This window comes from Lunatimonas lonarensis, from assembly GCF_000390185.1.
Lineage (GTDB): Bacteria > Bacteroidota > Bacteroidia > Cytophagales > Cyclobacteriaceae > Lunatimonas > Lunatimonas lonarensis.
The window spans coordinates 137,954-163,948 of sequence record NZ_AQHR01000022.1 but is presented as its reverse complement, the minus strand read 5'-3'; the positions used below and the strand labels follow the sequence as shown (position 1 = coordinate 163,948).

The 25,995-nt window shown below is 47.3% G+C and carries 22 protein-coding genes; 9 read left to right on the top strand and 13 right to left on the bottom strand.

Translation table 11 applies throughout. The features are described from left to right. The first annotated feature begins 17 nt into the window (after positions 1 to 17). The 4 genes from ADIS_RS03360 (at position 18) to ADIS_RS03345 (ending at position 6,472) form a co-directional block, all read left to right on the top strand. A complete protein-coding gene (locus tag ADIS_RS03360; RefSeq protein ID WP_035804498.1) occupies positions 18 to 3,188 on the top strand; it encodes an efflux RND transporter permease subunit in 3,171 nt (1,056 codons plus the stop codon). A 30-nt stretch (positions 3,189 to 3,218) separates the two neighbouring features. Then, on the top strand, positions 3,219 to 4,634 hold the full coding sequence (locus ADIS_RS03355) for a TolC family protein (protein WP_035804497.1): 1,416 nt from the start codon (positions 3,219 to 3,221) through the stop codon (positions 4,632 to 4,634). Between the two features lie 555 nt (positions 4,635 to 5,189). Next, positions 5,190 to 5,870 (top strand): peptidoglycan DD-metalloendopeptidase family protein, encoded by a 681-nt coding sequence (locus ADIS_RS03350; protein WP_010852904.1) that lies wholly within the window; start codon positions 5,190 to 5,192, stop codon positions 5,868 to 5,870. Positions 5,871 to 6,064: 194 nt separating this feature from the next. Continuing rightward, positions 6,065 to 6,472: an META domain-containing protein gene (locus ADIS_RS03345; protein WP_010852902.1), complete on the top strand. Its 408-nt coding sequence runs from the start codon at positions 6,065 to 6,067 to the stop codon at positions 6,470 to 6,472. A gap of 67 nt (positions 6,473 to 6,539) precedes the next feature. Here the strand turns inward: ADIS_RS03345 and ADIS_RS03340 are convergent, their stop codons facing one another. The 4 genes from ADIS_RS03340 to dusB all read right to left on the bottom strand — a co-directional run bounded on the left by ADIS_RS03340 (position 6,540) and on the right by dusB (position 11,059). Further along, entirely contained in the window at positions 6,540 to 8,006 is a 1,467-nt protein-coding gene (locus tag ADIS_RS03340; protein ID WP_010852901.1) for a glycine--tRNA ligase, read from the bottom strand. 88 nt (positions 8,007 to 8,094) lie between these two features. Next, positions 8,095 to 9,009 (bottom strand): mechanosensitive ion channel family protein, encoded by a 915-nt coding sequence (locus ADIS_RS03335; RefSeq protein WP_010852900.1) that lies wholly within the window; start codon positions 9,007 to 9,009, stop codon positions 8,095 to 8,097. Positions 9,010 to 9,053: 44 nt separating this feature from the next. Then, positions 9,054 to 9,971 carry a DMT family transporter gene (locus ADIS_RS03330; protein ID WP_010852899.1) on the bottom strand — a complete coding sequence of 306 codons (918 nt, stop codon included), beginning with the start codon at positions 9,969 to 9,971 and terminating at the stop codon, positions 9,054 to 9,056. A 95-nt stretch (positions 9,972 to 10,066) separates the two neighbouring features. Then, a complete protein-coding gene (gene dusB, locus ADIS_RS03325; protein ID WP_010852898.1) occupies positions 10,067 to 11,059 on the bottom strand; it encodes a tRNA dihydrouridine synthase DusB in 993 nt (330 codons plus the stop codon). Between the two features lie 148 nt (positions 11,060 to 11,207). Here dusB and ADIS_RS03320 point away from each other — a divergent pair, with 148 nt between their 5' ends. The 4 genes from ADIS_RS03320 to ADIS_RS03305 are packed head-to-tail and all read left to right on the top strand — an operon-like array spanning position 11,208 to position 13,895. Continuing rightward, a complete protein-coding gene (locus ADIS_RS03320; RefSeq protein WP_010852897.1) occupies positions 11,208 to 12,158 on the top strand; it encodes a CPBP family intramembrane glutamic endopeptidase in 951 nt (316 codons plus the stop codon). Beyond that, complete coding sequence (locus ADIS_RS03315) at positions 12,142 to 12,348, top strand: putative signal transducing protein (protein ID WP_035804494.1); 207 nt, start codon at positions 12,142 to 12,144, stop codon at positions 12,346 to 12,348. Before ADIS_RS03320 ends, ADIS_RS03315 begins: the two co-directional genes overlap by 17 nt. After that, positions 12,332 to 13,171 carry a phosphatidate cytidylyltransferase gene (locus tag ADIS_RS03310; protein WP_035804492.1) on the top strand — a complete coding sequence of 280 codons (840 nt, stop codon included), beginning with the start codon at positions 12,332 to 12,334 and terminating at the stop codon, positions 13,169 to 13,171. Before ADIS_RS03315 ends, ADIS_RS03310 begins: the two co-directional genes overlap by 17 nt. A 58-nt stretch (positions 13,172 to 13,229) precedes the next feature. Then, on the top strand, positions 13,230 to 13,895 hold the full coding sequence (locus ADIS_RS03305; RefSeq protein WP_010852894.1) for a phosphatidylserine decarboxylase family protein: 666 nt from the start codon (positions 13,230 to 13,232) through the stop codon (positions 13,893 to 13,895). Positions 13,896 to 13,943: 48 nt separating this feature from the next. On the opposite strand, the gene ADIS_RS03300 is transcribed toward ADIS_RS03305, so the two are convergent. From ADIS_RS03300 to dgt, 7 genes are all read right to left on the bottom strand, one after another. After that, positions 13,944 to 14,591 carry a response regulator transcription factor gene (locus ADIS_RS03300; protein ID WP_010852893.1) on the bottom strand — a complete coding sequence of 216 codons (648 nt, stop codon included), beginning with the start codon at positions 14,589 to 14,591 and terminating at the stop codon, positions 13,944 to 13,946. A 26-nt stretch (positions 14,592 to 14,617) separates the two neighbouring features. After that, the gene (locus ADIS_RS03295) at positions 14,618 to 15,382 is read right to left on the bottom strand and encodes a sensor histidine kinase (RefSeq protein WP_035804490.1); all 765 of its coding nucleotides are present in this window, start codon (positions 15,380 to 15,382) and stop codon (positions 14,618 to 14,620) included. A 136-nt stretch (positions 15,383 to 15,518) separates the two neighbouring features. Further along, positions 15,519 to 16,217 carry a hypothetical protein gene (locus ADIS_RS03290; RefSeq protein WP_010852891.1) on the bottom strand — a complete coding sequence of 233 codons (699 nt, stop codon included), beginning with the start codon at positions 16,215 to 16,217 and terminating at the stop codon, positions 15,519 to 15,521. A gap of 6 nt (positions 16,218 to 16,223) precedes the next feature. Beyond that, a complete protein-coding gene (locus ADIS_RS03285) occupies positions 16,224 to 16,574 on the bottom strand; it encodes a hypothetical protein (RefSeq protein ID WP_010852890.1) in 351 nt (116 codons plus the stop codon). Between the two features lie 116 nt (positions 16,575 to 16,690). Beyond that, positions 16,691 to 17,314, bottom strand: coding sequence for a lipoprotein signal peptidase (locus ADIS_RS03280; protein WP_010852889.1), 624 nt, complete (start codon positions 17,312 to 17,314; stop codon positions 16,691 to 16,693). Between the two features lie 199 nt (positions 17,315 to 17,513). Beyond that, the gene (gene ileS / locus ADIS_RS03275; protein ID WP_010852888.1) at positions 17,514 to 20,900 is read right to left on the bottom strand and encodes an isoleucine--tRNA ligase; all 3,387 of its coding nucleotides are present in this window, start codon (positions 20,898 to 20,900) and stop codon (positions 17,514 to 17,516) included. A gap of 149 nt (positions 20,901 to 21,049) precedes the next feature. After that, entirely contained in the window at positions 21,050 to 22,387 is a 1,338-nt protein-coding gene (gene dgt, locus ADIS_RS03270) for a dGTP triphosphohydrolase (protein ID WP_035804529.1), read from the bottom strand. 63 nt (positions 22,388 to 22,450) lie between these two features. Here dgt and ADIS_RS03265 point away from each other — a divergent pair, with 63 nt between their 5' ends. Continuing rightward, the gene (locus ADIS_RS03265) at positions 22,451 to 23,407 is read left to right on the top strand and encodes a pyridoxal-phosphate dependent enzyme (protein WP_010852885.1); all 957 of its coding nucleotides are present in this window, start codon (positions 22,451 to 22,453) and stop codon (positions 23,405 to 23,407) included. On the opposite strand, the gene ADIS_RS03260 is transcribed toward ADIS_RS03265, so the two are convergent. Continuing rightward, positions 23,404 to 24,549: a cysteine desulfurase family protein gene (locus tag ADIS_RS03260; RefSeq protein WP_010852884.1), complete on the bottom strand. Its 1,146-nt coding sequence runs from the start codon at positions 24,547 to 24,549 to the stop codon at positions 23,404 to 23,406. The genes ADIS_RS03265 and ADIS_RS03260 overlap by 4 nt on opposite strands. A 22-nt stretch (positions 24,550 to 24,571) precedes the next feature. Beyond that, positions 24,572 to 25,963 (bottom strand): phosphoglucosamine mutase, encoded by a 1,392-nt coding sequence (glmM, locus tag ADIS_RS03255; protein ID WP_010852883.1) that lies wholly within the window; start codon positions 25,961 to 25,963, stop codon positions 24,572 to 24,574. Positions 25,964 to 25,995 lie beyond the last annotated feature (32 nt).

The following is a 25,995-nucleotide window of genomic DNA, read 5'->3' as shown; positions in this document are numbered from 1 at the left end:
CAGTAGAATCTATTGTCATGTTTGATATTTTCATTAAAAGACCAGTACTTTCTATAGTCATCTCCCTTTTTATAGTCCTACTGGGGTTGCTGTCATTTTTTAGTCTTCCGGTTGAGCTCTTTCCTGACATTGCCCCTCCATCTATCGCGATTCGTGCCAAATATCGAGGAGCCAATGCGGAGGTATGCGCCAAAACAGTCGCTACACCATTGGAAAAGGTGATCAACGGGGTACCGGGTATGACTTATATGACTTCGGTGTCAAGTAACCGGGGCACCAGCATCATAAAAGTGTATTTCGAAGCGGGTACCGATCCGGATCTGGCGGCAGTGGAAATCCAAAACCGGATTTCCACGGTAGTAAATGAGCTGCCCGAAGAGGTGGTTAAGGCGGGTGTAACCGTTGAAAAACAGGTGGAAGGACTGCTGATGTACCTGAATGTGTATAGCGAAGACACTTCTCTTGATGAGGCGTTTATATATAATTTTACCGATTTGAACGTACTCCAAGAGCTACGCAGGGTAGATGGAGTTGGCTTGGCAGAGATCATGAGCACGAAGGATTACTCCATGCGGATTTGGTTGAAACCGGACCGAATGACGGCCTATCGAGTAGCCACGGACGAGGTGGTGGAAGCCATAAGGGCCCAAAACATCGAAGCTGCACCCGGCCAAATAGGTATCAGTTCCGGCAGAGAATCCCAGATGCTTCAATACGTGCTGCGCTATACGGGTAAGTTTTTTGAGCCAAAACAGTACGAAAATCTCGTCATTAGAGCAAATCCGGACGGATCGATTTTGAGGCTCAGTGATGTGGCCGAGGTAGAATTCGGCTCCTTAAACTACGGCCGCATCTCCAAAACCGATGGACGTCCAGCGGCTTCGATCATGATTATACAACGTCCCGGGTCCAACGCATCTGAAGTGATTGCGAATGTAAAAAAACGGATCGCCGAAATCAAGCACGATACCTTCCCTACTGGGATGGACTACAAAATTTCATACGATGTCTCCCGCTTTCTGGATGCTTCCATGCAGGAAGTACTTAAGACTTTGATAGAGGCGTTTATATTGGTATTTATCGTTGTTTTCATCTTTCTGCAGGATTTTCGATCCACATTGATTCCCACGCTGGCAGTTCCGGTTGCGCTGATCGGTACCTTGTTTTTTATTCAGATGATGGGCTTTTCCATCAACTTGCTCACCCTTTTTGCGTTGGTGTTGGCCATTGGAATTGTGGTGGATAACGCGATCGTGGTCGTGGAGGCTGTCCATGCCAAAATGCAGCAAACGGGTTTGGAACCTATGCCTGCTACCTTTGCGGCTATGAAGGAAATCTCCAGTGCCATCATAGCGATTACTATGGTGATGTCTGCAGTGTTTATCCCTGTAGCTTTTATGTCCGGCCCCGTTGGGATTTTCTATCGGCAGTTTTCGATTACCCTTGCCATTGCGATTGTGATTTCGGGGATCAATGCCGTCACACTTACGCCGGCCCTGTGTGCCATCATGCTTAAAAACCACTACGGAGAAAACCATGTAAAATCTACCGGCCCATTGCAAAGGTTTTTTGATTGGTTCAACAGGGTGTATGGTTATTTTGAGAAGAAATACTTTAGCTATGTTGCTTATCTAGCACCCAAGAAGGGACTCACTACCTTGATGCTACTGTTTTTCTTTGTAGGAACCTACGGAATCGGTAAGATTTTGCCGACTGGATTTATTCCTACAGAGGATCAGAGCATGATCTATGTAAATGTGACTACCCCGGTGGGAGCCACCGTAGAGCGGACAGAGCGGGTGCTTGATGAAATGCAGCGTATGATCGAGGAAGTGGACGCCGTTCAGTCGGTGTCCAGTCTGGCAGGCTACTCGCTGTCAAACGGCTTGTCCGGTGCTTCTTTTGGTATGGCCATGATCAATCTGAAGTCTTGGAACGAACGGGCGGAGACCATTCAGGAGACCATGAACGAATTGCGAGAACGCACTAAAACCATTTCAGATGCCAAGATAGATTTCTTCCTGCCACCAACAGTTTCTGGTTTTGGAAACTCCAGTGGTTTTCAGATGCGGGTATTGGATCAAACGGGTACAGGCAATCTGGATAGACTAGGCTTGGTGACCAACGAGCTGGTCGCAGCATTGGAGGCAGCACCGGAAATTAATAATGCCTTTTCGGATTTTGATCCCAATTTTCCCCAGTTTATGGTGCATGTAGATCAGGACATGGCAGCCAAAAAGGGAGTCACCATCCAAAAAGCCATGAGTACGCTACAGATCTTGCTGGGCGGAATGTTTGTCACTGATTTTGTCCGCTTTGAGCAAATGTACGATGTGATGGTACAAGCCGCTCCGGAATATCGCTCCAAGCCGGAGGATGTGATGAACCTACACGTAAAAAATAACCTGGGGGAAATGGTTCCGATCTCAAGCTTCCTGACCATGGAAAAGGCCTATGGTCCCGAGCAACTTACCCGCCACAATATGTACAACTCTGCTACGGTTAAGGGTAGTCCTTCGCCGGGGTACAGTAGTGGGGATGCGATCGCAGCTATCGAACGTGTGGCCAAGGAAGCCTTGCCTCAAGGATACAGCTTCGACTGGTACGGAATGTCTAGAGAGGAGGTGCAGTCGGGCAATCAAGCTATTGTTATTTTCATCATTTGTCTGCTCTTTGTTTATTTGTTGTTGGCGGCCCAATATGAGAGCTTTCTGCTACCCCTTCCGGTAATCCTTTCCCTTCCTACCGGGGTGTTTGGAGCGTTTTTCATGCTATATCTGGTTGGGCTCCAAAACAACATCTATGCTCAAGTGGCCTTGATCATGCTGATTGGATTGCTCGGTAAAAATGCCATTTTGATCGTGGAGTTTGCGATTCAAAAACGGGGGGCGGGACATTCGGTCGTCGACGCCGCCGTTGAGGGGGCCGTAACCCGCCTTCGCCCAATTCTGATGACTTCCTTTGCATTCATTGCTGGTTTGATCCCCTTGGCTATTGCCACTGGTGCCGGCGCATTGGGTAACCGTTCCATCGGTACAGCCGCAGCAGGGGGCATGCTGATCGGAACCATCTTTGGGTTGGTTATCATTCCGGGGTTGTACGTAATCTTTGCCCAGCTCTTTGTGAACCCTAAATCGTCCTCCGAACCAAAGGAAACTGTGGCACGGGAAGAGGAAGTAACGGTCTAGGCACCTAGTTTACTATCTATTAATGATTTCATGTTGACTACAAATTTTCGCTTCCTGATTGTACTTTTTTCCGGGTTATTGGCGGGTACTGCCTGCAAAACGATTGAGCCCCATACATTACCTCGTTTGGATCCGGTGCCGGATGTCTTTCTTCAAGTGTCGGACAGCAGCTCCTTGGCGGATATATCCTGGCGGGATTTTTTCAATGACCCCAATCTGATTGCTTTGATTGAGTTTGGATTGGAAAATAACCTGGATCTCTTGGCGGCGTTGGAGCGAATCGACATAGCCAACGCCCGGTTTCGGGTAAGTAACGGATTGCGGTATCCAACAATGGATGCGATCGTTCGGTACCGGTCTGGAGATATTCGCCCCAACTTGCTAAATGGTACTGTAAATGGTGATCGGAATGTAATCAATCGGGTAGAGAATAATTTCGTGGGTTTTCAAAGTACCTGGGAGATCGATTTATGGGGAAAGCTGAAGGATCGGAAGGAGGCGGCTTTTCAGCAGGTGCTGGCAACTGAACGGGGCAAGCAATTGGTCATAACAAATCTCGTAGCTGACATTGCCACGTTGTATTATGACCTTTTGGGGATGGATATCGAGTTGGCTACCATCAACCGAAATATTGAGTTTCAGGAGATGGCATTGGAGCTGATTCGCATTCAAAAAGCCGCCGGACGAGCTACCGAGTTGGCAGTGCAACAGTTTGCGGCACAGTTGCTTTCCACCCGAAGTTTGCTTTACGAAAAACAGCAGGAAATTTTGGAGGCAGAAAACCACCTCAATTACCTGCTGGGGAGGTTTCCGACCGGAGTTCCCCGTGCCGAGTCCTTGATGCAGATCAAGCTGCCTTTTATCGCTGAAGTGGGTGTACCCTCCGAGATGCTACTTCGCAGGCCGGATATCCAGATCGCAGAGTACGAATTGCGCGCAGCTGAATACAACGTGGAGGCAGCTAGAAAGGAATTTCTGCCCTCGTTTTCGCTTACACCCTATATTGGCTTAAACGACCGGAGCATCCCCGCCGCCTTTCAATTCCCGGGAGCGATCTCTGTCGGGTTGTTGGGTGGGATTACCCAGCCTTTGTTTGCCCAAAACCGCATTCGGGCAGGATACCAAGAGGCGAGTGCCAGCAGTAGAATTGCCCTATTTGCCTACCAAGAGGCCATCATAAATGGTTATAGGGAAGTAATGAATAAGCTGCAGCGAATCGAAAACCTGCGTAGTGTATACAGCCTTCGGGATGAGGAAACAGCCGTACTCCTCAACGCTGTCTCCACCTCCAACGAGCTATATAGGGGAGGGTATGCATCCTACCTCGAGGTTATTACTGCCCAGTCTAGGGTATTGGAAGCCGAGCTTGGCATGACCAATACGAGAAGGCAGATGTTTTTTACCGTGGTGGACCTGTATAGGGCATTAGGTGGCGGTTGGGAGTAGAGGGCACGCTAACGCATTTGGGTATAGTAGCTTTGGGTAATCAATCGGTAACTGCATGGGGCATAAAAATGGTACCTTTTATAGCTACATGCAGGCAGAATGATCAAAAACAAACGTGTGTCATAATCCATAGCCCATAAAAAAAGCTATGAAACAATGTCCCATAGCTTTAGTCAATTAACAATAAACCCAAAATAACCTGCTGTAGGAGAAGGAGTCGAACCTCCACGGGGCAGTTAGGCAAAACACGAGCTCAATGTTTGCTTTGTCCTTAGCTCCCCACCCCCGAGACCGGAGGGCATGTCTGCCAGTTTCATCATCCTACAGTATGTCAACAAACGTCTGAGATTCTTTTATCCTCTGTTTGATTTTTCAAAGGTAGCGTGGTTTTTCATATATTGCAAATAATACAATAAAAATAAATAAAAAATGTGGTATAGTTAAAATATCGGTGAATATGTTATTAAATACGTAATTTCGGATCAGTTGAGGCCCGATTTTTAGAAAATTGTTAATCCGAAGTATGCATTTGGTAATTTTACAGAAAATGTAACGATGAGTTCAAGTTTTATACCGCCTGCCGTGTATCCACTGATGGGAACCTCTCTGGTCGAAGAGAACGCCTTTTGTATGGACTTGAGCATGGGGAATCCACGATTGTCCGCGGAGGTTTATATGGAAAGTGACCGTTTCGTCGGTTTCATTGCGGCCTGGATGGCCACTGAACGTCGCCCATTTGCGTTAGGGGGTTATTTGGAAAACAGGGTGATCTACAGCAGGAGCGAGGTGTTCGCCTTAGGGACAGATGAATACCGGAACATCCACTTGGGGGTAGATATTTGGGCACAGGTGGGCATGCCTATTTTTTGTCCTTTCGAAGGCCAGGTGCATAGTTTTCACGACAATAGGGGACTTGGTAACTACGGGCCCACCGTTATTTTAGAGCATTGGTTTGAGGGGAAAAAATTCCACAGTTTATATGGTCATTTACAGCGGTCAGATTTATCCCGCCTTGAGGTAGGACAGCCGTTTCAGCCGGGGGATTGTATCGGCCATCTGGGAGCTCCCATCGAGAATGGAAATTGGCCGCCCCACCTCCATATTCAGCTGATTGTCGACATGGAGGGGTACCTCGGCGACTATCCAGGCGTGTGCCGGCAGCGTGATTTGGCACATTACCGGCGCAATTGTCCCGATCCCAATCACTGGATCCAATCGCCGCTGTTGCTCAGGTAGGCTCACGGATTTATGGCTAGGTTACGAATCGGAACAGGCTTTGAAAGGGTGGTCGTTTTTTGTCTGTACTTCAAAAAAGTGAGATCCAATGCAAGTTTAGAACGGTATTTGATTGTATATGGGTGATTCTATCGAAATGTGGTCCGTCCCGGTAACAGATCACCTTATCTTTCAACCCATAAAACATACTTGTTATGAAGAGCTTACAATCTATCCCTACTTTTGTCTTTTTGTGCCTTTTCCTTTTTTCTGCGTGTAGTTCAGAGCCGATACAGCTTTCAGATTACGACTGGAAGGTCACCCAGTTGGCAGGATCCAATGCTCCCAAAGCTAAATTGGAAAGCCTAACCCTTGAGTTTAAAGAGGGGCAGGAGATTGGAGGTTTTGCGGGGTGTAATGAGTTTCGTGGCGGTGCTACCTACAACCAACAACAGATCAAATTCTCTACCCTGTATACCAACAACCAATCCTGTGAGGACGCAGCACTGGAGCGTATTTATTTGAAAAACCTGGAAAGTAGTGTCAATTACATCTATAACGCCAACAAGTTGGTGATGCAGGATCAATCAGGAAATATCCTAGTAGAGCTGGAAAAACTGTAATCATTAAAAAACCGCGGGCAGGAACCATAAGTTGGCGCCTTTCCGCGGTTTTATATTTTTTGGCCAATTACAGCAACCCGAAGATAGTTCGGAAGCTGCATGCCGCGGTCAGTCTGACATGTAATTCGCTGATGGATACACGCTCCTGTTCCGTTGTATCCCTGTGACGTATCGTGACGGTGTTGTCTTCCAAGGTTTGGTGGTCCACTGCGATGCAGAATGGCGTGCCGATCAAATCCTGGCGGGTGTATCGCTTTCCTATGGAGGCAGCATCCTCGTAGATTATGTTGAAATCGTACTTTAACGCCTCGACGATCTCCCTGGCTTTTTCGGGCAGACCATCCTTTTTTGTCAGAGGAAGTATCGCCGCTTTTACAGGTGCTACCGCAGGATGAAGTTTCAGGTAAGTACGCTGCTTACCGTCAACTTCTTCCTCCACATAGGCATTACATAGCGTCATCAGAAATAGCCTATCTGCACCAATCGAAGTTTCGATAACGTAGGGGATATAGTTTTGATTGATCTCAGGATCAAAGTACTGTTGTTTCTTTTTGGAATACTCCTGATGGCTTTTTAGATCAAAATCCGTTCGGGAATGGATGCCCTCAACTTCTTTGTATCCGAAAGGGAATTCATATTCGATGTCGAGGGCAGCGTTTGCATAGTGCGCCAGTTTCTCGTGGTCGTGTCTGCGTAGTTTCTCGGTGGGTATTCCCAGTGCTTTGTGCCAGTTGAGCCGTGCTTCCGCCCATGTTTTATACCAATCCAATTCGGTGCCGGGACGAACAAAGAATTGCATCTCCATTTGTTCAAACTCCCGCATACGGAAGATAAACTGTCGGGCCACAATCTCGTTTCTGAAAGCTTTGCCAATTTGGGCAATACCAAAGGGCACTTTCATCCGCGCCGTCTTTTGGACATTGAGGAAATTGACAAAAATTCCCTGGGCAGTCTCCGGACGTAGATAGATCGTGCTTGACTCATCGGCGACGGATCCAACTTGAGTTGAAAACATCAGGTTAAACTGGCGTATATCCGTCCAGTTGGTGGTTCCACTGATGGGGCAACTGATATTTTCATTTATTAATAGATCCCGAAGGGCAGCGAAGTCTTCTGCTTCCATGAGTCTGGCCATCGCCGACAAGAGTGACTTTGCCCGGTCGGTATCACCGGCATTTTCGAATTGTGCGGCTTTTTCCTCGATGAGCACATCGGCCCTATACCGCTTTTTGCTGTCCTTGTTGTCTACCATGGGGTCGTTGAAACTATCCACGTGGCCGGACGCTTTCCAGGTGGTCGGATGCATGAAAATTGCCGCGTCAATTCCTACGATGTTTTCATGTAGCCGAGTCATGGACTCCCACCAAAGTTTTTTGAGGTTGTTTTTCAGCTCAACTCCGTACGGACCATAGTCATAGACGGCCTGCAAACCGTCATAGATTTCTGATGAAGGGTAGACGAACCCATACTCCTTTGCATGGGCGATTATATCTTTCAACTGATTATTTTCCTGCGACTGGTCTTTTTTTGTCATAGCCGCAAAATTAGTTAAAAAGTGATATTGTACAAGGGTTTAGTTTTTGGGACGCTGGGAGGCCTATTGGCTGGGAGGCCTTTCCCAACTAGGTTTTTCCTTCCTTTGGATGAGTGGCCGGATGCACCTGGTCCTGGTGTACCAATACCGTGGAGGTAGGATAGGCGATGCGTATATTGTCTTCGGGGCCCAGTCTTTCCAAAATCGATTCGGTAATCGCATGGGTCAGCATTCTCCGCTTCTTTGGGTTGCAAAGGTACCGCATGGAAAGCTGGATCCCACGCTCGGTGATACTGGTGAATACCATGGGAGTAAATTGCTTGTATACAATCAGGTGTTCGTGCTTTGCCCGTTTAAACTCCTTTTCCGCCTTTATGATTTCATCCTTGAGGTGTTCGTTTAATATCTCCAAAAGAATTGTTTTGGCTTTTTTGAAGTCACTGCGCAGCGTAATGAAAATGGTCTGTTCATTCCAGATGAAATTAAATCCAATGGTATAATTCGCCTGTGGATCTAGAAAAACCCTGCCATTTGGAATATGGATCACCCTACCTGTGCTCTGGTCGGCGTCTACCCAGTTGCCGATCTCCAGCAGGCTAAACTGAAAAAGCCGCAGATCGATCACATCGCCCCGGATGCCGCCGATCTCGATCCGATCGCCTACATCGAACGGTTTTCGGAGGTAGATAAATGCCCACCCGGCAATGTTCACAAAGATATCCTTCAAAGCAATCGCTATACCGGCGGACAGCAACCCCAAAAAGGTGGTAATCGACTGAAAGTTGCTCACCCATAAATTGCCGATAATGAGCAGCCCTATCACGGAAGTCGTGTATTCGACCACCTTCCGCCAGTGATACTGCTTTCGCATCTCCTCCGAATCACCGCGGTAGATGAATTTTACCGATAGTTTGTTGATCAGTAGGATTACGATTATTACCAAAACCGTCTGTATCAGTCGGTTGAGGATTACTTTGTCGATGTTCAGGAAATTTTCAAACATGGAATTTAAAAGTAAACATTAATACAGACACTAACCAATTTCCGCTAGGACTTTGGCAATTTTGGTCTCCGATTGCCCACCCACACACCCAAAATTACCGCTGCAATGCCAATATAATGCCAAGGAAGTAGGGATTCGCCATCCCATACCCCCCAGGCGATGGCAACAATTGGTATCAAGTAGGTAACGGTACTCGCAAATACAGGAGATACCAGTTTGACCATCGTGTTGAAGATGATAAGTGCAAGTGCGGTTCCCACTACGCCAAGTGTGGCAATGTAGCAAGCGGGCAGCCAAGCCCCCTGTACATGGACAATCTTGAACGAAAACCGCGTAAACGCAAAAAGATAAATGGCCGCCATCGGCAGAACCATCATCAATGAAATTGCTGTAATGGCCACAGGCCTGAGTTCTGCCAGCTTAAATTTGATGATGTTTACATTAAAGCCGTAACAAACCGTGGCCGCCAATACGAATAAGGCATAGTGGTTTATCCCTGCAAACAGGTTCCACCCGCTGTCCGCCCGGTAAAGAATAAGGATGGCCACTCCAACAAAAGCAATCAGGAGCCCGAGCGCATTTCTACGCGAGATTAGGGATCCAAAGAGCCAAGCTCCTATCAAGACAACCATCAAGGGGGTAAGTGCGTTCAGAACGCCGGTCAGCGAGCTTGGCAGTCTGGTTTGTGCGGTAGCGAAAAGGAAAGAAGGGATGAAACTACCCACCAAGCCGATGATCAGCAGGAACTTTACCTGCCTACGGTTCAGTGTTTTTACCAAGGGCATGGCTACAGGTAATAATACCAATCCGGCAGCTACAATGCGGAATGCACCCACCTCTCCGGGGGAAAAGACGGGCAGGGATTTCTTAATCAGAATGAACGAGCTCCCCCATATCAACGAAAGCAGGACCAAAAGAAGCCAACTCTTTAGCTGATGGTTATTCGGGTCTGATTTTGTCATAAAGAGAAGACCATTCTTTGTACCGATCGAAACGGCAAGAATTAAGTGGTTAACGTGAAGAAAAAGCTATTCATCGGTACAGCTTGCAAAAAACACTATTGGAACTCGTAGTCTGCGTATGCATTTCCTATGGTTTCGAGCAGTTCCAGGACATGCCCATAATCCTCGGAGGTTACCAACTCGGTACGGAAGGGTTTGAAATTTGGCATTCCACGGAAGTAGTTTGTATAGTGCCTTCGCATTTCGAGCAGGCCAAGTTTTTCGCCTTTCCACCTTACACTGAAATCCAGGTGGTTTTTGGTGACCCGGATCCGCTCATTCAGATCGGGGGCAGGCAACAGCTCGCCGGTAGCAAAATAGTGCTTGATTTCATTAAAAATCCAAGGGTATCCTATGCTGGCCCTTCCGATCATGATTCCATCCACCCCGTACTTCTCTCTGTATTCCTTGGCACGTTCCGGGGAATCTACATCACCATTTCCAAAGACAGGAATTTTGACCCTCGGGTTGTTTTTTACCTCTGCCAAGTATTCCCAACGGGCCTGTCCCTTGTACATCTGCTTGCGGGTGCGGGCATGGATACTGATGGCCTGAATACCTACATCCTGTAGTCTTTCGACCACTTCTTGGATTCGGATGGTATGCTCGTCCCAACCGAGGCGGGTCTTGACGGTAACCGGGATATCAACGGCCTTAACAATTTCTGCGGTCATGGAAACCATCTTATCGATGTCCAACAGAATACCCGCGCCGGCGCCTTTGCAGGCGACCTTATGTACCGGGCAGCCGTAGTTGATGTCCAGGATGTCGGGTTTTGCGGCGGCCGCAATGGCCGCTGCCTCGCGCATGGATTCAATTTCGTTTCCGAAGATCTGGATGCCTATAGGCTTTTCGTAGTCGAAGATGTCCAGTTTCTGTACACTCTTTGTCGCATCCCGAATCAGTCCTTCCGAACTGATAAACTCCGTAAACATCAGATCGGCCCCGTTTTCTTTGCAAACTGCCCTAAAGGGAGGATCACTCACATCTTCCATAGGGGCAAGCAACAGCGGAAACTCTCCCAACGCTATATCACCGATTTTTATCACCTTTCGATTTTTTTTGGCAAAGTTCGGGCATTTTGGCTTGAAATCAAGGTTTTACTCAAAACTAATTCGCCCGTGTTGGATTAATATGAAGGGTAATTGCCTCCTTGCCTTGTAGGGACGTTGATTTGATGTAAATTTACTCCGAGATATGGAAATCTACGAAAACAAAGCAGGAAGACCGATAAACCACCACTGGATCCTTTCATTCGTGATCTTGTTTTTGATCGTGTTTGGGGCACTGTTGGTGACGCAGGGAATCGCACTCGTATTGGTGCCGCTGATTTTTGAACTGCCTTTAAAGGAGATCATGGCGGTGATGGTGGGCGAATCTACCCATGAAAATGCTCGCATGGCCCTACTTTTTATTCAAGCTTTAGGAGGCGGAGGCGCCTTTCTGTTGGGGGGCTGGATATTTGTCCGTTTCGTGGACAGAAGATCTTTGGATTTGTCCAGGCAATTGGAGCGCGTGCAGCTCAGGGGATTAATGGTGTTGCTTCCGCTCGTTGGTGGCTTTATCATGGTCAACTCTCTTTTTGTCTATTTAAATGCCCATGTACAATTTCCCGATGCCTTGGCGGGGCTGGAGCGTATCCTAAAAGAAAAGGAAGACGAATTGATGAAATTGACGCTGTTCATTACCGATTTTGCCAGTACCGGAGAGTTGCTGATGGGTGTATTTGTTATAGGTATCATGGCAGGAGTAGGGGAGGAATACCTTTTTCGGGGTATTATGCAGCCCAAAATAAGCCAGTATACCGGAAATCTCCATTTGGGTATATGGATTACAGCAGCCGTATTTTCCGCTATTCACTTTCAGTTTTATGGGTTTGTACCCCGGTTGATGCTTGGAGCGCTTTTTGGCTATCTTTATGTCTATTCCGGAAGTCTGGTTTATCCCATCATTGCCCATGTTTTGAACAATACCTTTACCATTTTTATGATTTTTGGGGCAAAACTGGAAATGGTGGACTTCAACTTGGAGGAGACTACCGAGTTGTACTGGCACTACATACTGTTGGGAATGGTCGTTTTTGGAATCAGTGCCCGGTATTTTATCCGAATCTACCCCCAAAAGAAACCAAATGGCGAAATGGCATAAGGTGTACGAAACCGATTCACCTATTCGGGCTGAAATCGTCAAAGGAGTATTGGCAGAAAAAGGCATAACAGCCGTAATCTTGAATAAAAAGGAGTCCGTTTGGCATATCCACGGAAAATATGAGGTCATGACCTCGGTCGATGAGGTGATGCAGGCGATAACCATCATAACCCATGAGATCACGTTTTAATATAAGCAACTATAGTAATCTTGTCCAACGTGTAATCACCGCAATTGTAGGGGCGGTGATAATCATAGGAAGCCTAATTTACAGCGAGTGGGCGTATTTTGTCGTGTTTGGTACCATTTTAGGCTTTACCCAAATGGAATTCTATAAGTTGTCGGGATTGGATGGCATGCTGCCCCTAAAGAGCTTTGGTACCTTCATAGGGGTGATGATCTTTATGCTGACATTTTTGGAGGAGATGAAGCTTATACCCATACAGTATTACTTTCTGGTTTTCCCCTTGGTTTCCATGATCTTTTTTATCAAGCTTTACCGTAAGTCTGACAAAAAGCCCTTCACTGGAATCGCTTACACCATTTTGGGTATATTCTACGTGGCGGTGCCGTTTTCTTTACTGACGGTAGCGGCTTTTGCCGTTGATAAGACCTTTCATTACGAAATTATCGTAGGTTCGCTTCTGATTCTTTGGGCCAGCGACTCGGGGGCTTATTTTGCGGGTACCCGATTTGGCAAGACAAAGCTATTTGAGCGGGTTTCCCCTAAAAAATCCTGGGAAGGCAGCTTGGGAGGGGCTTTTACCGCGTTGGCGGTCACCTATCTCATTTCCCGACATTTTCTGGTTCTGGAGCCTTGGCAGTGGTTTAGCATAGCAGCCATTATCATTATTGCGGGAACCTACGGTGATCTTATCGAGTCCCTTTTTAAGCGAAGTATCGATATCAAGGATTCCGGTCGCGGTCTTCCCGGCCACGGTGGTTTTATGGATCGCTTCGATGGACTCCTGCTTTCTACTCCCTTTATTGTCGCATTTTTGAAAATTTTTTAAACAACTATAAAAAAAGCCATATTTTTGCACAGGTACTACCTAGCGATTCGATATAAACATGACCATACATAAAGAAGGAAAATCACTGCTGTTTTGGATGCTGATCATCCTGGCGGGCGTTAATTTTGGGCTTCACCAGCTCTTGGGGGAAAATGAAACCCTGCTGAACGTGATCATGTTGATCAGTATTGTTTTTTACTTGCTGGTTTTGCAGTTTTTCAGAAACCCCACCATACCTATTCCCGATGACCAACAGCTTGTCTATGCGCCTGCGGATGGAAAAGTAGTAGTGATAGAACGGACAACCGAGGACGAGTTTCTAAAAGATGAAAGGATGCAGGTATCCATTTTTATGTCTCCTATCAATGTGCATGTAAACAGGTCCCCAATCACAGGGATTGTCCGTTTTTTCAAATACCACCCGGGCAAGTACCTCGTTGCTTGGCATCCCAAGTCCAGTACCGAAAACGAACGGACGTCCATGGTTGTTGAACATCCCAACGGTGTACAGCTTATGGTGCGGCAAATAGCCGGCGCACTGGCGAGACGGATCAAATGGTACGTCAAAGAGGGTGACCCGGTAGTTCAGGGACACGAATACGGGTTCATCAAGTTTGGGTCTCGGGTAGATGTCTTTTTACCTCTTGATGCAGAGGTATTGGTGACCCCAGATCAAAAGACCCGTGGCGGCATTACTCCCATCGCGAGGCTGAAAGGCGCCTGATCTCTTGATCGCTGCTGGCGTAGCAATTCTTTGGTTAATGCCGAAGGATCACTCTAGCCCCATGTCGATGGCCTTCTTGATAAGTTCCGACATGTTGGTTACCCGTAGTTTTGTATGGATATGTTTTCGGTGGGTTTCGACGGTATGAATGCTTAGGTTTAGCTTCTCCGCCACCTCCCGGTTACTCATGCCCTTGGCAAAAAATCGCAATAGTTCGATTTCCCTGCGGGACAGTTTAAACTTGAGCCTGTAAGCATCCAGTTCCTCGTAGGGACTTTCCTCCGCCTGATACAGAACCCGCTGAAAATCGGCGATATGCCGGTTTTCCATCACTTCCCTTATCGTATAGATTAGTTCATCAGGATCTGCATTTTTCAATACATACGCGTCAACGCCGTGTTTGAGGCATCGCTTGAAAATCTCTTCATCGTCGTACATAGACAATACGATGATTTTTATCGTTTTATTCGTTTTCTTTACCTGCTGAATAAGCCCGATGCCATCCATACCCGGCATGTTCATGTCCGTGAGCAGTAAATCCGCGGAATATCGCTCTAAATCAGCCAAGGCGTGCTTACCTGAATTGTGAACGGCCACAACCTCCAGATCCGGTTCTCTTTTCAGGATGTTGGCGATACCGATGGCAAACATCTTATGGTCATCGGCCATCACTATTTTGGTCGTTGTTTTGGTCATCGTTGTTTAGGTGAATTCAGGGGTTGCTATATGGCCAGTGACATGTGTATGCGGGTTCCAAGCCCCGGCGTCGAATCGAGGGATAGGCTTCCCGCGATGGCCTCCATCCGTGATTGAAGGTTTCTCAGCCCGAGTCCGCTCGAAGCTTTCGTTAGGTCAAATCCCTTGCCATCGTCGGAAATTTCGAGGTGAAGCGTACCCTCTTGCTCGGCCACATGGATTTCAATAAGACTGGGCTCGGCATGTTTTATGGAATTATTCAGGCATTCCTGTACGAGACGGATCAAAATAAGCTTTTTGTTATCATCCTGGAGGACAATGGGTTGGGTTGGGTGTCGTAGATTCGTCCTGCAAAAGCCACTTCTTTCTATCTTTGTCAATTCCTCCGAAAGAAAGTCTAAAAAGTCCACGTCTTTAATATAGTCTCTATTGATTGATTTGGATAGGCTGCGCACCTCTTTGATGATGGAATTGATGAGTTGCTTGCCCTCTGAAATGGAAGCCGGGTCCGGGTTACTTAGTACCAGTTTCGTAAGGGACAGCATCTGTCCGATGTTGTCGTGGAGTTCCTGACTTACATAGTGCAGCGTGTCTTCTCGGATTTCTTTTTCCACGTTCAGTAGCGTGTTTTGATATTCGGCCTTAAGTAAGGCCATTTTATGTTGGGATTTGACCTGGCGCTGCCTATGTATCAATACCATGGCAACTACAAATCCAGCCATTAGGAACAAGCCCACAATGCCGGCGACCAGCATTATGAAAAGTTCAAATGAAATCTCATCAGTTGCCATGGGCGGGGAATTGCAGGACGCGAGAATCGAAAGTCTATTTACCTGCAAGATAAGTCCGTGGGATTAAATTATCGTCCCCTTTCTGCTAAAAATTAAGTTGCGGGATGAATGTTTTTTGAATGGGAAAAAACCGGCGTCAACTGGGTTTTAGTTGGTTTTTAGGGGCAAGGATGCGGGCAATCCAATAAGAAAATCCCAATACAAGGTATAAAAAACCAGCAAGAAACTGATTTAGATAAGCTAATAGCATGGTCAGAAAACGCTGCTGTTCCTCGATAATTAGTTGAATCTTGGTTGCCGAAAGCGCATACAAAAAGCCGGCGGAAAAAAACGCTAACAGGGCGGCAACATTCCAAAAGTGGGGCATTGCGTAAAGAGGCTTATCTATAAAAAGGTTGTACCGGATGATTTCCCAAAAATAGAGGCAGCAAAATAAGCAGATCCCGATAGCCGCTACGAAAAAGGAATAGGATTGGTAGGAGGTCAGGAAGGGCTGCCACAAAAAGTGGTTGAGTAGGATAAAAAGTAAAAAGACTATTGGAAAAACAATCGTATATTTTTTTAGTAAGAGAGAGGTACTTATCTGTCGGAAATAGACAAACAAAATCAATGTTTCCAGGAATACCGAACAGATATTGTAAACGATCAGGTTTGACTTTTTCTGACTGAAAAGGTGGTAGGCGTAGAACTCAAAGAATACCACGAACAAAAGTAGCCCAATAATAATCCATTGAACTTTATCCTTTTCATGAAAATAGCGGATCCTATAGCCGATAGCAGCCAAAAGACCAATCAAGAGAGAAAGGTTGTAGGGCTTGAGTAGAATTTCAATCATGGCAAATCAACCGCAATTTGGAGGGCAGAACCAACCGTTGTTTATTACTTGGGTCTCTTCTTGCGGATCTTTGTTTTCGTCAGATGCTGCTAATATGACCGTCAGCCGTCCGTCCATTTGCTTTTTAGCTTTCGTATCGTCGATCTCCGGCAGGGTTTCCTCGTCATACTGCCCGAAGTAAATTTTGATGCCGCCTTTTTTCGGGTCTGTCAAAGCCAGCAGTTTTTCTATCGTCGCCCTGTCAAACCATACCGACTTCGTTTGCTGTATGGCATGCTTACCATGTATATCTCTTTCGGCAGTTTCAATAAACTCCTCGTAGTTTGCCCTTAACCTGTTGAATTTTTTAAATTCCATTGCCGTTGAATTTTTAGCTGTGTTGTTTGTCAAAAGTAGGCAAAGTATTTGGTTTTTTAATGAATTGCAGGCTCATACGCCGAGGATCCTAAACCTTCCTGGTTGTTTTGCAAGGGCTAATTGCCATTTATCAGCTCGGTTTTTTGCTCGGAGTTTCGTTTGTCTTCTTCATCGAAGAAGCGTTTTTGAAAAATCAGAATGATCGCCACCCCCACAAAAATGGAAGCATCAGCGATATTGAAAATGGGCCAAAGTGCCGTGTAACTTCCACCAAACAGGGGTACCCACTCTGGAATGAAACCTTCCCAGATGTCTATGTAAAACATGTCAATCACCTGACCATGAAACCACGGACTAGGCGCGTCGTAAGGGGCGTTGCCAAACCAAACGCCATAAAAAACACTGTCAATCAAATTCCCGATCGCCCCTCCCAAAATCATCGCTATGCAAATAATATAGCCAGGATGGGATTTTTTTTGGATAAGCATATGTAGGTAGTAGCCTATTCCAAACATCGCGATCAGGCGGAAACTGGTAAGAATCAACTTGCCATACTCCGATCCAAGCTGCATTCCAAAGGCCATTCCGGGGTTGGTGGTGTAATGCAACTTGAACCAATCGCCAAGTACCTTGATCTGCCCGGCCGTTCCAAAGTCCATTTGGTAGTGAACTACCATTTTTACGATTTGGTCAACCACTATCACCGCCAACGTAATGGCAAAATATTTTACGTAGTTCATTTCTTTATTATTGTCTTTGAATAGCCAAATCCTTTGCAAGCATAACTTTTGGCACACCGCACCCCAATCATACGGAGAAACACTTACAATAGCTAGCCACTCCTTCGATTATCAGCTGCAAAATGCTTTGTTATCCTTCTAGCCTGATTGGGTTTTGGGGAATAACCTTGGGAACGGCTACCCCACCCGCTGGGGCATATTACACCTTTCTTACGCGTACACTGAGTACAAATTCATCCATATCCAGCACCAACCCATCCTCCAAATGTTCAACAAAACCAAGCTCCAATGCCTGTGTTTCACGCTGAATATAGGAAGCATAGGTGGCGATAGCAGTATCCACCTCCTCGTTCAATTTTTCAAGTTGTATGCTGATCTTGTCCTGAACCTCCAATCCAAGATCCTTTCGGAGGTTTTGCACTCTGTTCACCAGATCCCTCGCGATCCCTTCTTGTTTTAACGATTCGGTGACGGTAACATCCAAGGCCACCGTGACACCACGTTCACTGGCAACCGACCAACCGGGAATGTCCTGCGAACTTATAAGTACTTCTTCCAGCTCAATAGTGATGGTTTCTCCGTCCAATTCCACCGAAAGCCGTCTATCCCGCTCAATTAGGGCAATTTCGTCCTTACCCCATTTTTGTATCTGCAGGGTTACCTGTTTCAATTTGGGGCCATATTTTTTACCTAGCAAGGCGAAATTTGGTTTTACACTCTTTACCAAAATGCCCGATGTATCGTCGATGTACGAGATCTCCTTTACGTTTACCTCTGATCGAATCAGTTCCTCTACGTGTTGGATTTGGGTTCTGGTCTTTTCACTCAGCACGGGTATCAGGATCTTTTGCAGCGGCTGCCTCACTTTAATGCGCTCTTTTTTCCGCAAGGAATGTACCAAGGAGGAAATGTCCTGCGCCAGTTCCATGCTTACCTCCAGATCCTCGTTGATATATTCCTGTTTAGCTACGGGCCAATCAGTCAGATGGACAGATATTGGGAGTTGCTGGCCGGAACTGCGGTTTATTTCCGTTAGGTTTTGGTAAAGCCAATCCCCATAGAACGGAGCAATGGGTGACATGGTTTGGGCGATGGTCAATAGGCATTCGTACAGGGTCTCATACGCTGCTTTTTTGTCTGCGTTCATGTCGCCTCTCCAAAACCTTTTTCGGGACAGCCTCACATACCAGTTGGACAGTTGGTCCACAGTGTAGTTCATAATGGCTCTGGCTGCCGGCGTGGCATCGTAGTCGTCCAAGGCACCGCCCACTTCATTCAATAGTGTTTGAAGTTTGGAAAGTATCCAGCGATCCAACTCCGGGCGTTGGTCTATCGGGGTGGCAGTTGCCGGGTCATAAGTAAAAGCATCCAGATTGGCATACAGGGCAAAGAAGTTGTAAGTGTTTTGAAGGGTTCCGAAGAATCGGCGTTGCACTTCCACGACCCCGTCTACATTGAACTTCAGGTTATCCCAGGGGTTGGCATTACTGAGCATGTACCATCTGAGTGCATCTGCCCCATATTCTTGGAGGGTCTTAAAAGGGTCGACGGCATTACCCAGCCGTTTTGACATCTTATTTCCATTCTTGTCCAGTACAAGCCCATTGGCGATGACATTTTTGAAGGAAACGCTGTCGAACAACATAACCGCCAGTGTATGCAGGGTAAAGAACCAGCCCCTGGTTTGGTCTACCCCTTCTGCAATAAAATCAGCGGGGTAGTTGGCGTGAAATACATCTTGGTTTTCAAAGGGGTAGTGCCACTGTGCGTAGGGCATTGCCCCAGAGTCGAACCAAACGTCTATCAGATCTGGCTCCCTAAACATTTTTTTACCTGTTGGGGATACCAATACAACCTCATCCACATAGGGTCGGTGAAGATCAATTTCTTTGCCTTCGTACGGGGAAACCTCCATAAAGCCCTTGGCGATTGATTCGGAGATTCCCGCTTCCAATTCGGAGATGGAACCGATACATCGGGACTCCGAACCATCTTCCGTCAGCCAAATGGGAAGGGGTGTTCCCCAGAATCGGGAACGGCTGAGGTTCCAATCCACCAGATTTTCCAGCCAGTTTCCAAACCTTCCGGTTCCGGTAGCCTCCGGCTTCCAGTTGATCGTTTTATTGAGGGCTACGAGTTTGTCTTTGTAGGCGGTTGTCTTGATAAACCAGCTTTCGAGCGGGTAATACAGGATAGGCATGTCCGTTCGCCAACAGTGCGGGTAGCTGTGTTCGTATTTTTCTACCTTAAAGGCTTTGTTCTCGTTTTTGAGAATGATCGAAATGATCACGTCCGTACTTTTGTAGTCGGGGTGGTTTTCGTCGTCCTGTGGGTAGTTTTTTACATAAAACTCCGATGGCTCCAGATCTTTGTGGGCGGTGATACCGTGCTCCACCATTTTTTCCCTGAGGTAGTTCCCCACGACCGGAAGAAATCTGCCTTGTTTGTCCACTACCGGCAGCTCGTTGCCACGTTCGTCGGTGACAAATATGCCCGGGACTCCCTTCTGCACCAAGGTGCGAAAGTCGTCTGCTCCAAAGGCTTTCGCCAGGTGCACGACACCTGTTCCGTCTGCGGTGGTAACGTAATCTCCTGCGATCACTGTAAATGCGGGGTGGGGCAGGGCAAGTGCCGGGATCGGAAAAAGGGTCTCGTATTCAAGGCCTAGTAGATCCTTTCCTGAAAGCGTTTCAATGATCTGGTATGGTATCAGCTTATCTCCCGCTTTATACTCTGCGAAATCCAAGCCTTCCGCTTTTGGGTTAAAATAGGCACTTAGTCGATCCTTCGCCAAGATTACCTGTTGGGGCAGATGGGTGTAGGGATTGAAAGTGGCTACTTTTACATATACCAGACCTTCGCCAACTGCAAGGGCGGAGTTGGAGGGAAGTGTCCACGGCGTGGTGGTCCAAGCCAAAATATAGGTGTCCTCTGTACCGGTAAGTTTGAACTGTGCGGTTATCGAGGTGTCTTTTACATCCCGGTAGCAGCCCGGCTGATTCAACTCATGGGAGCTGAGACCCGTACCCGCCGCCGGGGAATACGGCTGAATCGTGTAGCCCTTGTATAATAGGTCTTTTTCGTAAAGCTTCTTTAATAAATGCCACAGGGTTTCTATATAAGGAGCTTCAAAGGTGATATAAGGGTCGTCCAGGTCGACCCAATAGCCGATTTTTTCGGTAAGATCATCCCATTCGTTTTTAAAACGCATCACCGTTTCCCGGCATTTTCGGTTATATTCCTCCACCGATATACTTTTCCCGATATCCTCTTTAGTGATGCCCAGCTCTTTTTCGACCTGAAGTTCCACGGGAAGGCCGTGGGTGTCCCACCCGCCTTTTCGTTTTACCTGGAATCCTTTAAGTGTCTTGTATCGGCAGAATACGTCCTTGATGGTCCGGGCCATGACGTGGTGGATGCCTGGAGTTCCATTGGCCGAGGGCGGCCCCTCGAAAAAGGTAAAAGTTTCTGCCCCCTGACGGTTTTGTACCGATTTTTCAAAAACCTGATTTTCCTTCCAAAATGCTAAAATGTTGTCACCAATTTCAGGGTATTGCACCTGTTTAAACTCCTGATATTTTTTCACCGTGGTTTGGTCTTTTTTGCCTGTAAGGATACGTAATTGACTGGCGAAGCACTTTTTTTGTCGCGCTTTGAGCCACTAACTCCCACAAAAGGAGGCGTAAAGTTAATAGAAAACCCATTGATGTTAACGCCAAAGTTGGAAAAAACCGATCAACTCCCGGGCAAGGTTATTCCCTTAACCCTCCGGTAGAGCAGCAAGGCATATTTGTCTGTCATGCCCGAGACAAAGTCCATTAATGCCCGAAGACGTTCGTAGGGACGTACTTCGCCACCCAAAGGGAAGCCTTGAGGTAATAATCTCAAAATGCTTTTATCCTTTCCCGAAAACTGGGAAGTAGTATGGAAACGATGGTAAATGGCCTTGGAAAACACTTCGAGTAACCCCTCAATGACTTGAAATCCGGCCGCCTCCTTTTCCAAAACAGGCTGGGATCGATAGATTTTTTCGACCGAAAGACGGCTGATTGCCGTAAGTACCGGGGAAGAGGGAAGTTCGTCCGTCAGTGCCCGGTCAAAATCCCCGCTCAACATTTGTGGTTCATGGGCCTGGAAAGCAGCCACCGTCTCAGATACGAGTTGTTGTATGGCCATGGCTCGCAAGATTCCCAGTTTTTGCTTGTCGCTAGGGTATTGGGTGAGTTTTAAAGGGGAAAATCGCTCCCCAATGATGGCTGCGAGTAATTCGATGACCTGCTCTATGGGCACCAATCCCAGCGTACAGCCGTCTTCCAGGTCGATGATGCTATAGCAAATATCGTCTGCGGCCTCTACCAAAAAGGCCAGGGGATGCCTCGCCCAAGAAGAAGGCCCCAACGAAATGATCCCGAGGTTTTCCGCCACCTCACGATAAGTGGACAGTTCACCGGAAAAGAACCCGAACTTCTTTTGGCTCCTTCGGTCAGGAAATTCCTTTTCCACATGTGCCGGTCTGGGGTATTTGGTGAAAGCTGCCAAGGTAGCTGCGGAGATCCGTATGCCGTTTTGTTTGTCAACTAGCATGCGAAACCCCTGGGCATTTCCTTCAAATCGGATCATGTCGGCCCATTCGGATTGCGATAGCCAGGGTTTCCAAGCCTGCCCATAAGGGTGGAACTTGAAGAAGTCTGAGATAGCTTCCTCTCCGGCATGGCCGAAGGGAGGATTTCCAATATCGTGGGTAAGGGCTGCTGCAGAGACAATCGCCCCGACATCGCCTATGCGGAAATGGGGTTCACTTATTTCGGGGTATTTTTCGACCAGGTACTCTCCGGCGCTTTTCCCGAGTGAGCGGCCCACCGATGCTACCTCGAGACTATGGGTGAGCCTTGTATGCACGAAGTCATCTTCCGGAAGCGGAAATACCTGGGTCTTGTCCTGCAAATTTCTGAACGGAGCAGAAAATATGATTCGGTCAAAGTCGCGTTCAAAAATGCTTCTCGACAGGGGTCCTGCGTGTGAAGTATGGCTGTTCAACTCCAAAGGCCTGAGTAGATTTTCCCATTTCATCATAAAGGCAAACATACGATTTTTTCGCCGGATCGCTTACCTTTGGTTCTCTAACTCCACACCTGTATGAATTCGGATATTACCCTTCCTACGCTATTGGAAATTCGGGCAGCCCATGAGCGGATAAAGCCCATGATCCATCGTACGCCCATACTCAGCAGCACTGCGATCAACACCCTCGCCGGTTGTGAGATTTATTTCAAATGCGAAAACTTCCAGAAAGTTGGTGCCTTCAAGGCCCGAGGGGCTGTAAATGCAGTCCTTAAGCTGGGAAAGGAACAGATGGAAAGGGGGGTCGCCACCCATTCGAGCGGAAATCACGCAGCTGCCCTTGCCCGGGCGGCAAGTGCCTCCGGTATTAAGTCATATATCGTGATGCCAACTACGGCTCCGGATATCAAGAAGAAAGCGGTGGAAAGTTACGGTGGTCAGATTATTTTTTGTGAACCTACCCTTGAGGCACGTAAGCGCACGTTGGATGAGGTGGTCGCGGACACTGGAGCTACTTTTATTCCTCCCTACGATCACTTGGATGTTATAGAGGGGCAGGCTACTTGTGCGCTCGAAATATGGGAGGACGGACTCTTATTAGATGCCCTGGTAGCTCCTGTTGGCGGCGGCGGCTTACTGGGCGGGACAGCACTGACCACGCACTACTTGGTGCCAACCTGCAAGGTCTACGGGGCGGAACCGGAAGGCGCAGACGATGCTTATCGCTCTTTTCAGGCAAATCGCCTGATTCCCATGACAAACCCAAAAACCATTGCCGATGGGTTGTTGACGTCGCTTGGTAATCTCAACTGGGCAATCATACGCCGTTACGTAGCAGATATTCTTACAGCGAATGACACAGAAATCATCGAGGCGATGCGTTTGGTCTATGAACGAATGAAAATAGTGATCGAACCAAGTTGTGCAGTTCCTTTGGCAGTGGTCCTAAAGAATCCAGAAACCTTCAAAGGAAAAAAAGTGGGCATTATTCTCTCCGGCGGAAATGTAGACCTGGGCAAATTACCCTTTTAGGAATATAGTGACTTTAATGCTGCTACGGTGTAATCGACCTCTTCCACGGAATTGAAACGGCTAAAGGAAAACCGCACCGATTCTCTTTCGGCAGTGCATCGTAAAGCCTGTAGTACATGGGATCCTAGCGTAGCCCCGCTGCTACAGGCTGATCCCCCTGACGCGGATATTCCTTGAAGATCCAGGTTGAACAATAGCATGCCCTGATTGCTTTCAGAGGGCGGAAAGCTAACGTTTAGCACCGTGTAAAGGCTTTGGTTCAGATCGGAGGATCTGCCGTTAAACCCTATACCCGGTATCTGTTGTTGAAGTTGTCGGATAAAATGGGATTTCAGTTGCTTGATATGGGCCGCGTGGCTGTCCATTTCTTGGTAGGAGATTTCCAATGCTTTTGCCAGTCCGATGATGCCGGCTACGTTTTCAGTTCCCCCCCTCATGTTTCGCTCCTGCGATCCGCCGTGCAGAAAGGGACTGATCTTCCGATCTTTTTTGATATAAAGAAAACCGACGCCTTTGGGCCCGTGAAACTTGTGGGCGGATGCCGAAATGGCATCAACGGGAATGGACTTTAGGTTATGGGGGTAGTGCCCCACCGTCTGAACGGTATCGGAATGAAAAAAGGCTCCCGATTCTTTACAAAGGTTTCCGATTGCATGGAGGTCGTTGAGGTTTCCGATCTCATTGTTGCCCTCCATAAGGGTTACAAGGCTTTTTGGGTGCTTTTCCAATAGCCTTGCCAATTGATTCAGGTCTAGATTTCCTTGCTGATCGACCTCCAATAGCGTAAATGGTATTTGAAGGCGTTCTGCATATACGGCAGCGGCATGAAGTACGGCATGGTGTTCTAGGGGCGAACTGATGACCTGCGTGAGATTCAGTGAAGTGATCGCTCCCAAAATAGCGGTGTTGTCTGCCTCTGTTCCGCCGGAGGTAAATACGATCTCACCGGGAGAAGCGTTTAGCAGGCCTGCCACCATCTTTCTGGCCTTTTCGATTGCGACGCGGGCTTCCCTGCCCTGTTTGTGTACAGAAGAAGGATTTCCGAATTGATTTTTCAGGAAGGGCAACATGGCTTCCAACACGCGATCGTCCAATGCGGTGGTAGCTGCATTGTCCAAGTAGATTGCAGTGGTTTTTGTCATTGCGATGGGGTCGCTAAAGGCGTTAGAGAGATGATGTGATCACCTCCTTGATATCCAATATGATTTTATTTGCCAGGTGTTCGGCGGTTACTTGGCTGTCAGATTCAGAATAGATTCGGATGATGGGCTCTGTATTGGATTTACGAAGGTGCACCCACTCCTTTTCAAACTCGATCTTTACACCATCTATATCTATGATTTGGTGCTTTTTATACTTTAGCTTGATCGCATCTAGGATACGATCCATATCGATGTCTGGAGTCAGCTCGATCTTGTTTTTGGAGATATAGTAATTGGGGTAGGTTGCCCTCAGGCGACTTGCCGATTTGCCAAATTTAGCGAGATGGGTAAGAAATAGACCTATGCCGACCAACGCATCCCGGCCGTAGTGGGAGGCAGGATAAATGACACCTCCGTTTCCTTCCCCGCCAATAATGGCATTCACTTCTTTCATTTTGTGCACCACATTTACCTCGCCTACGGCAGAGGCGTGATATTCGCCGCCCCGACGCAGCGTGATGTCTTTCAGGGCCCGCGAAGAACTCAGATTGGATACTGTATTCCCTATAGTCTGGGAGAGCACGTAGTCTGCTACGGCTACTATCGTATATTCTTCTCCGAAAAAACTTCCGTCCTCGCAGAAAAAAGCCAGCCGGTCTACATCCGGATCTACAACAATCCCCAAGTCGAAATTTCCATTTTCAAGCTTTTTGGCGATATCCCGGAGATTCTCGGGGAGTGGTTCGGGATTATGGGGAAAATCCCCGTGGGGCTCGCAAAAAAGTTCCTCTACGACAGTCACCCCTAATGCCCTTAGAAGTTTCGGAATGACGATACCACCTGTGGAGTTTACACAGTCGACGACAACCTTAAATTTCCTTGCGGCGATCGCTTTTACATCTACCAGATCCAGGCCTAGCACATGCTCAATATGCTTGTCCAGATAATCCTCTTTGGCTGTATATCTCCCGAGCTTTTTAACGGGAGCAAAAGAAAAATCAAGGTTTTCAGCTTTTGCAAGCACCTTTTTTCCATCTTCATCACTGATAAATTCGCCGGTATTTCCGAGTAGCTTTAGGGCATTCCATTGAATGGGATTGTGGCTTGCGGTTATGATGATTCCTCCGCCAGCCTTTTCAAGGGGAACTGCCAGTTCGACGGTAGGCGTGGTGCTCAGCCCCAAGTCAATCACTTCCACCCCTAGCCCCTGCAAGGTCGCCGTGATAAGTTGGGATACCATTTGGCCTGAAATCCGCGCATCTCTTCCTATGACGATCTTTGGATTATTGGATTGCTCAATTACCCAAGAGCCAAATGCGGATGCAAACTTTACGATATCAATAGGGGTAAGTGCTTCTCCACTTTTGCCGCCAATAGTTCCCCTGATCCCGGAAATAGATTTGATTAATGCCACAAAAACTGATTTATAGTGCCGTTAAAAATAGG

Bases quoted from the DNA above. Each gene is read 5' to 3' on its own strand.
- ADIS_RS03360 (WP_035804498.1), top strand. From the start codon at position 18: ATGTTTGATATTTTCATTAAAAGACCAGTACTTTCTATAGTCATCTCC.
- ADIS_RS03355 (WP_035804497.1), top strand. From the start codon at position 3,219: ATGTTGACTACAAATTTTCGCTTCCTGATTGTACTTTTTTCCGGGTTA.
- ADIS_RS03350 (WP_010852904.1), top strand. From the start codon at position 5,190: ATGAGTTCAAGTTTTATACCGCCTGCCGTGTATCCACTGATGGGAACC.
- ADIS_RS03345 (WP_010852902.1), top strand. From the start codon at position 6,065: ATGAAGAGCTTACAATCTATCCCTACTTTTGTCTTTTTGTGCCTTTTC.
- ADIS_RS03340 (WP_010852901.1), bottom strand. From the start codon at position 8,006: ATGACAAAAAAAGACCAGTCGCAGGAAAATAATCAGTTGAAAGATATA.
- ADIS_RS03335 (WP_010852900.1), bottom strand. From the start codon at position 9,009: ATGTTTGAAAATTTCCTGAACATCGACAAAGTAATCCTCAACCGACTG.
- ADIS_RS03330 (WP_010852899.1), bottom strand. From the start codon at position 9,971: ATGACAAAATCAGACCCGAATAACCATCAGCTAAAGAGTTGGCTTCTT.
- ADIS_RS03320 (WP_010852897.1), top strand. From the start codon at position 11,208: ATGGAAATCTACGAAAACAAAGCAGGAAGACCGATAAACCACCACTGG.
- ADIS_RS03315 (WP_035804494.1), top strand. From the start codon at position 12,142: ATGGCGAAATGGCATAAGGTGTACGAAACCGATTCACCTATTCGGGCT.
- ADIS_RS03310 (WP_035804492.1), top strand. From the start codon at position 12,332: ATGAGATCACGTTTTAATATAAGCAACTATAGTAATCTTGTCCAACGT.
- ADIS_RS03305 (WP_010852894.1), top strand. From the start codon at position 13,230: ATGACCATACATAAAGAAGGAAAATCACTGCTGTTTTGGATGCTGATC.
- ADIS_RS03300 (WP_010852893.1), bottom strand. From the start codon at position 14,591: ATGACCAAAACAACGACCAAAATAGTGATGGCCGATGACCATAAGATG.
- ADIS_RS03295 (WP_035804490.1), bottom strand. From the start codon at position 15,382: ATGGCAACTGATGAGATTTCATTTGAACTTTTCATAATGCTGGTCGCC.
- ADIS_RS03290 (WP_010852891.1), bottom strand. From the start codon at position 16,217: ATGATTGAAATTCTACTCAAGCCCTACAACCTTTCTCTCTTGATTGGT.
- ADIS_RS03285 (WP_010852890.1), bottom strand. From the start codon at position 16,574: ATGGAATTTAAAAAATTCAACAGGTTAAGGGCAAACTACGAGGAGTTT.
- ADIS_RS03280 (WP_010852889.1), bottom strand. From the start codon at position 17,314: ATGAACTACGTAAAATATTTTGCCATTACGTTGGCGGTGATAGTGGTT.
- dgt (WP_035804529.1), bottom strand. From the start codon at position 22,387: ATGATGAAATGGGAAAATCTACTCAGGCCTTTGGAGTTGAACAGCCAT.
- ADIS_RS03265 (WP_010852885.1), top strand. From the start codon at position 22,451: ATGAATTCGGATATTACCCTTCCTACGCTATTGGAAATTCGGGCAGCC.
- ADIS_RS03260 (WP_010852884.1), bottom strand. From the start codon at position 24,549: ATGACAAAAACCACTGCAATCTACTTGGACAATGCAGCTACCACCGCA.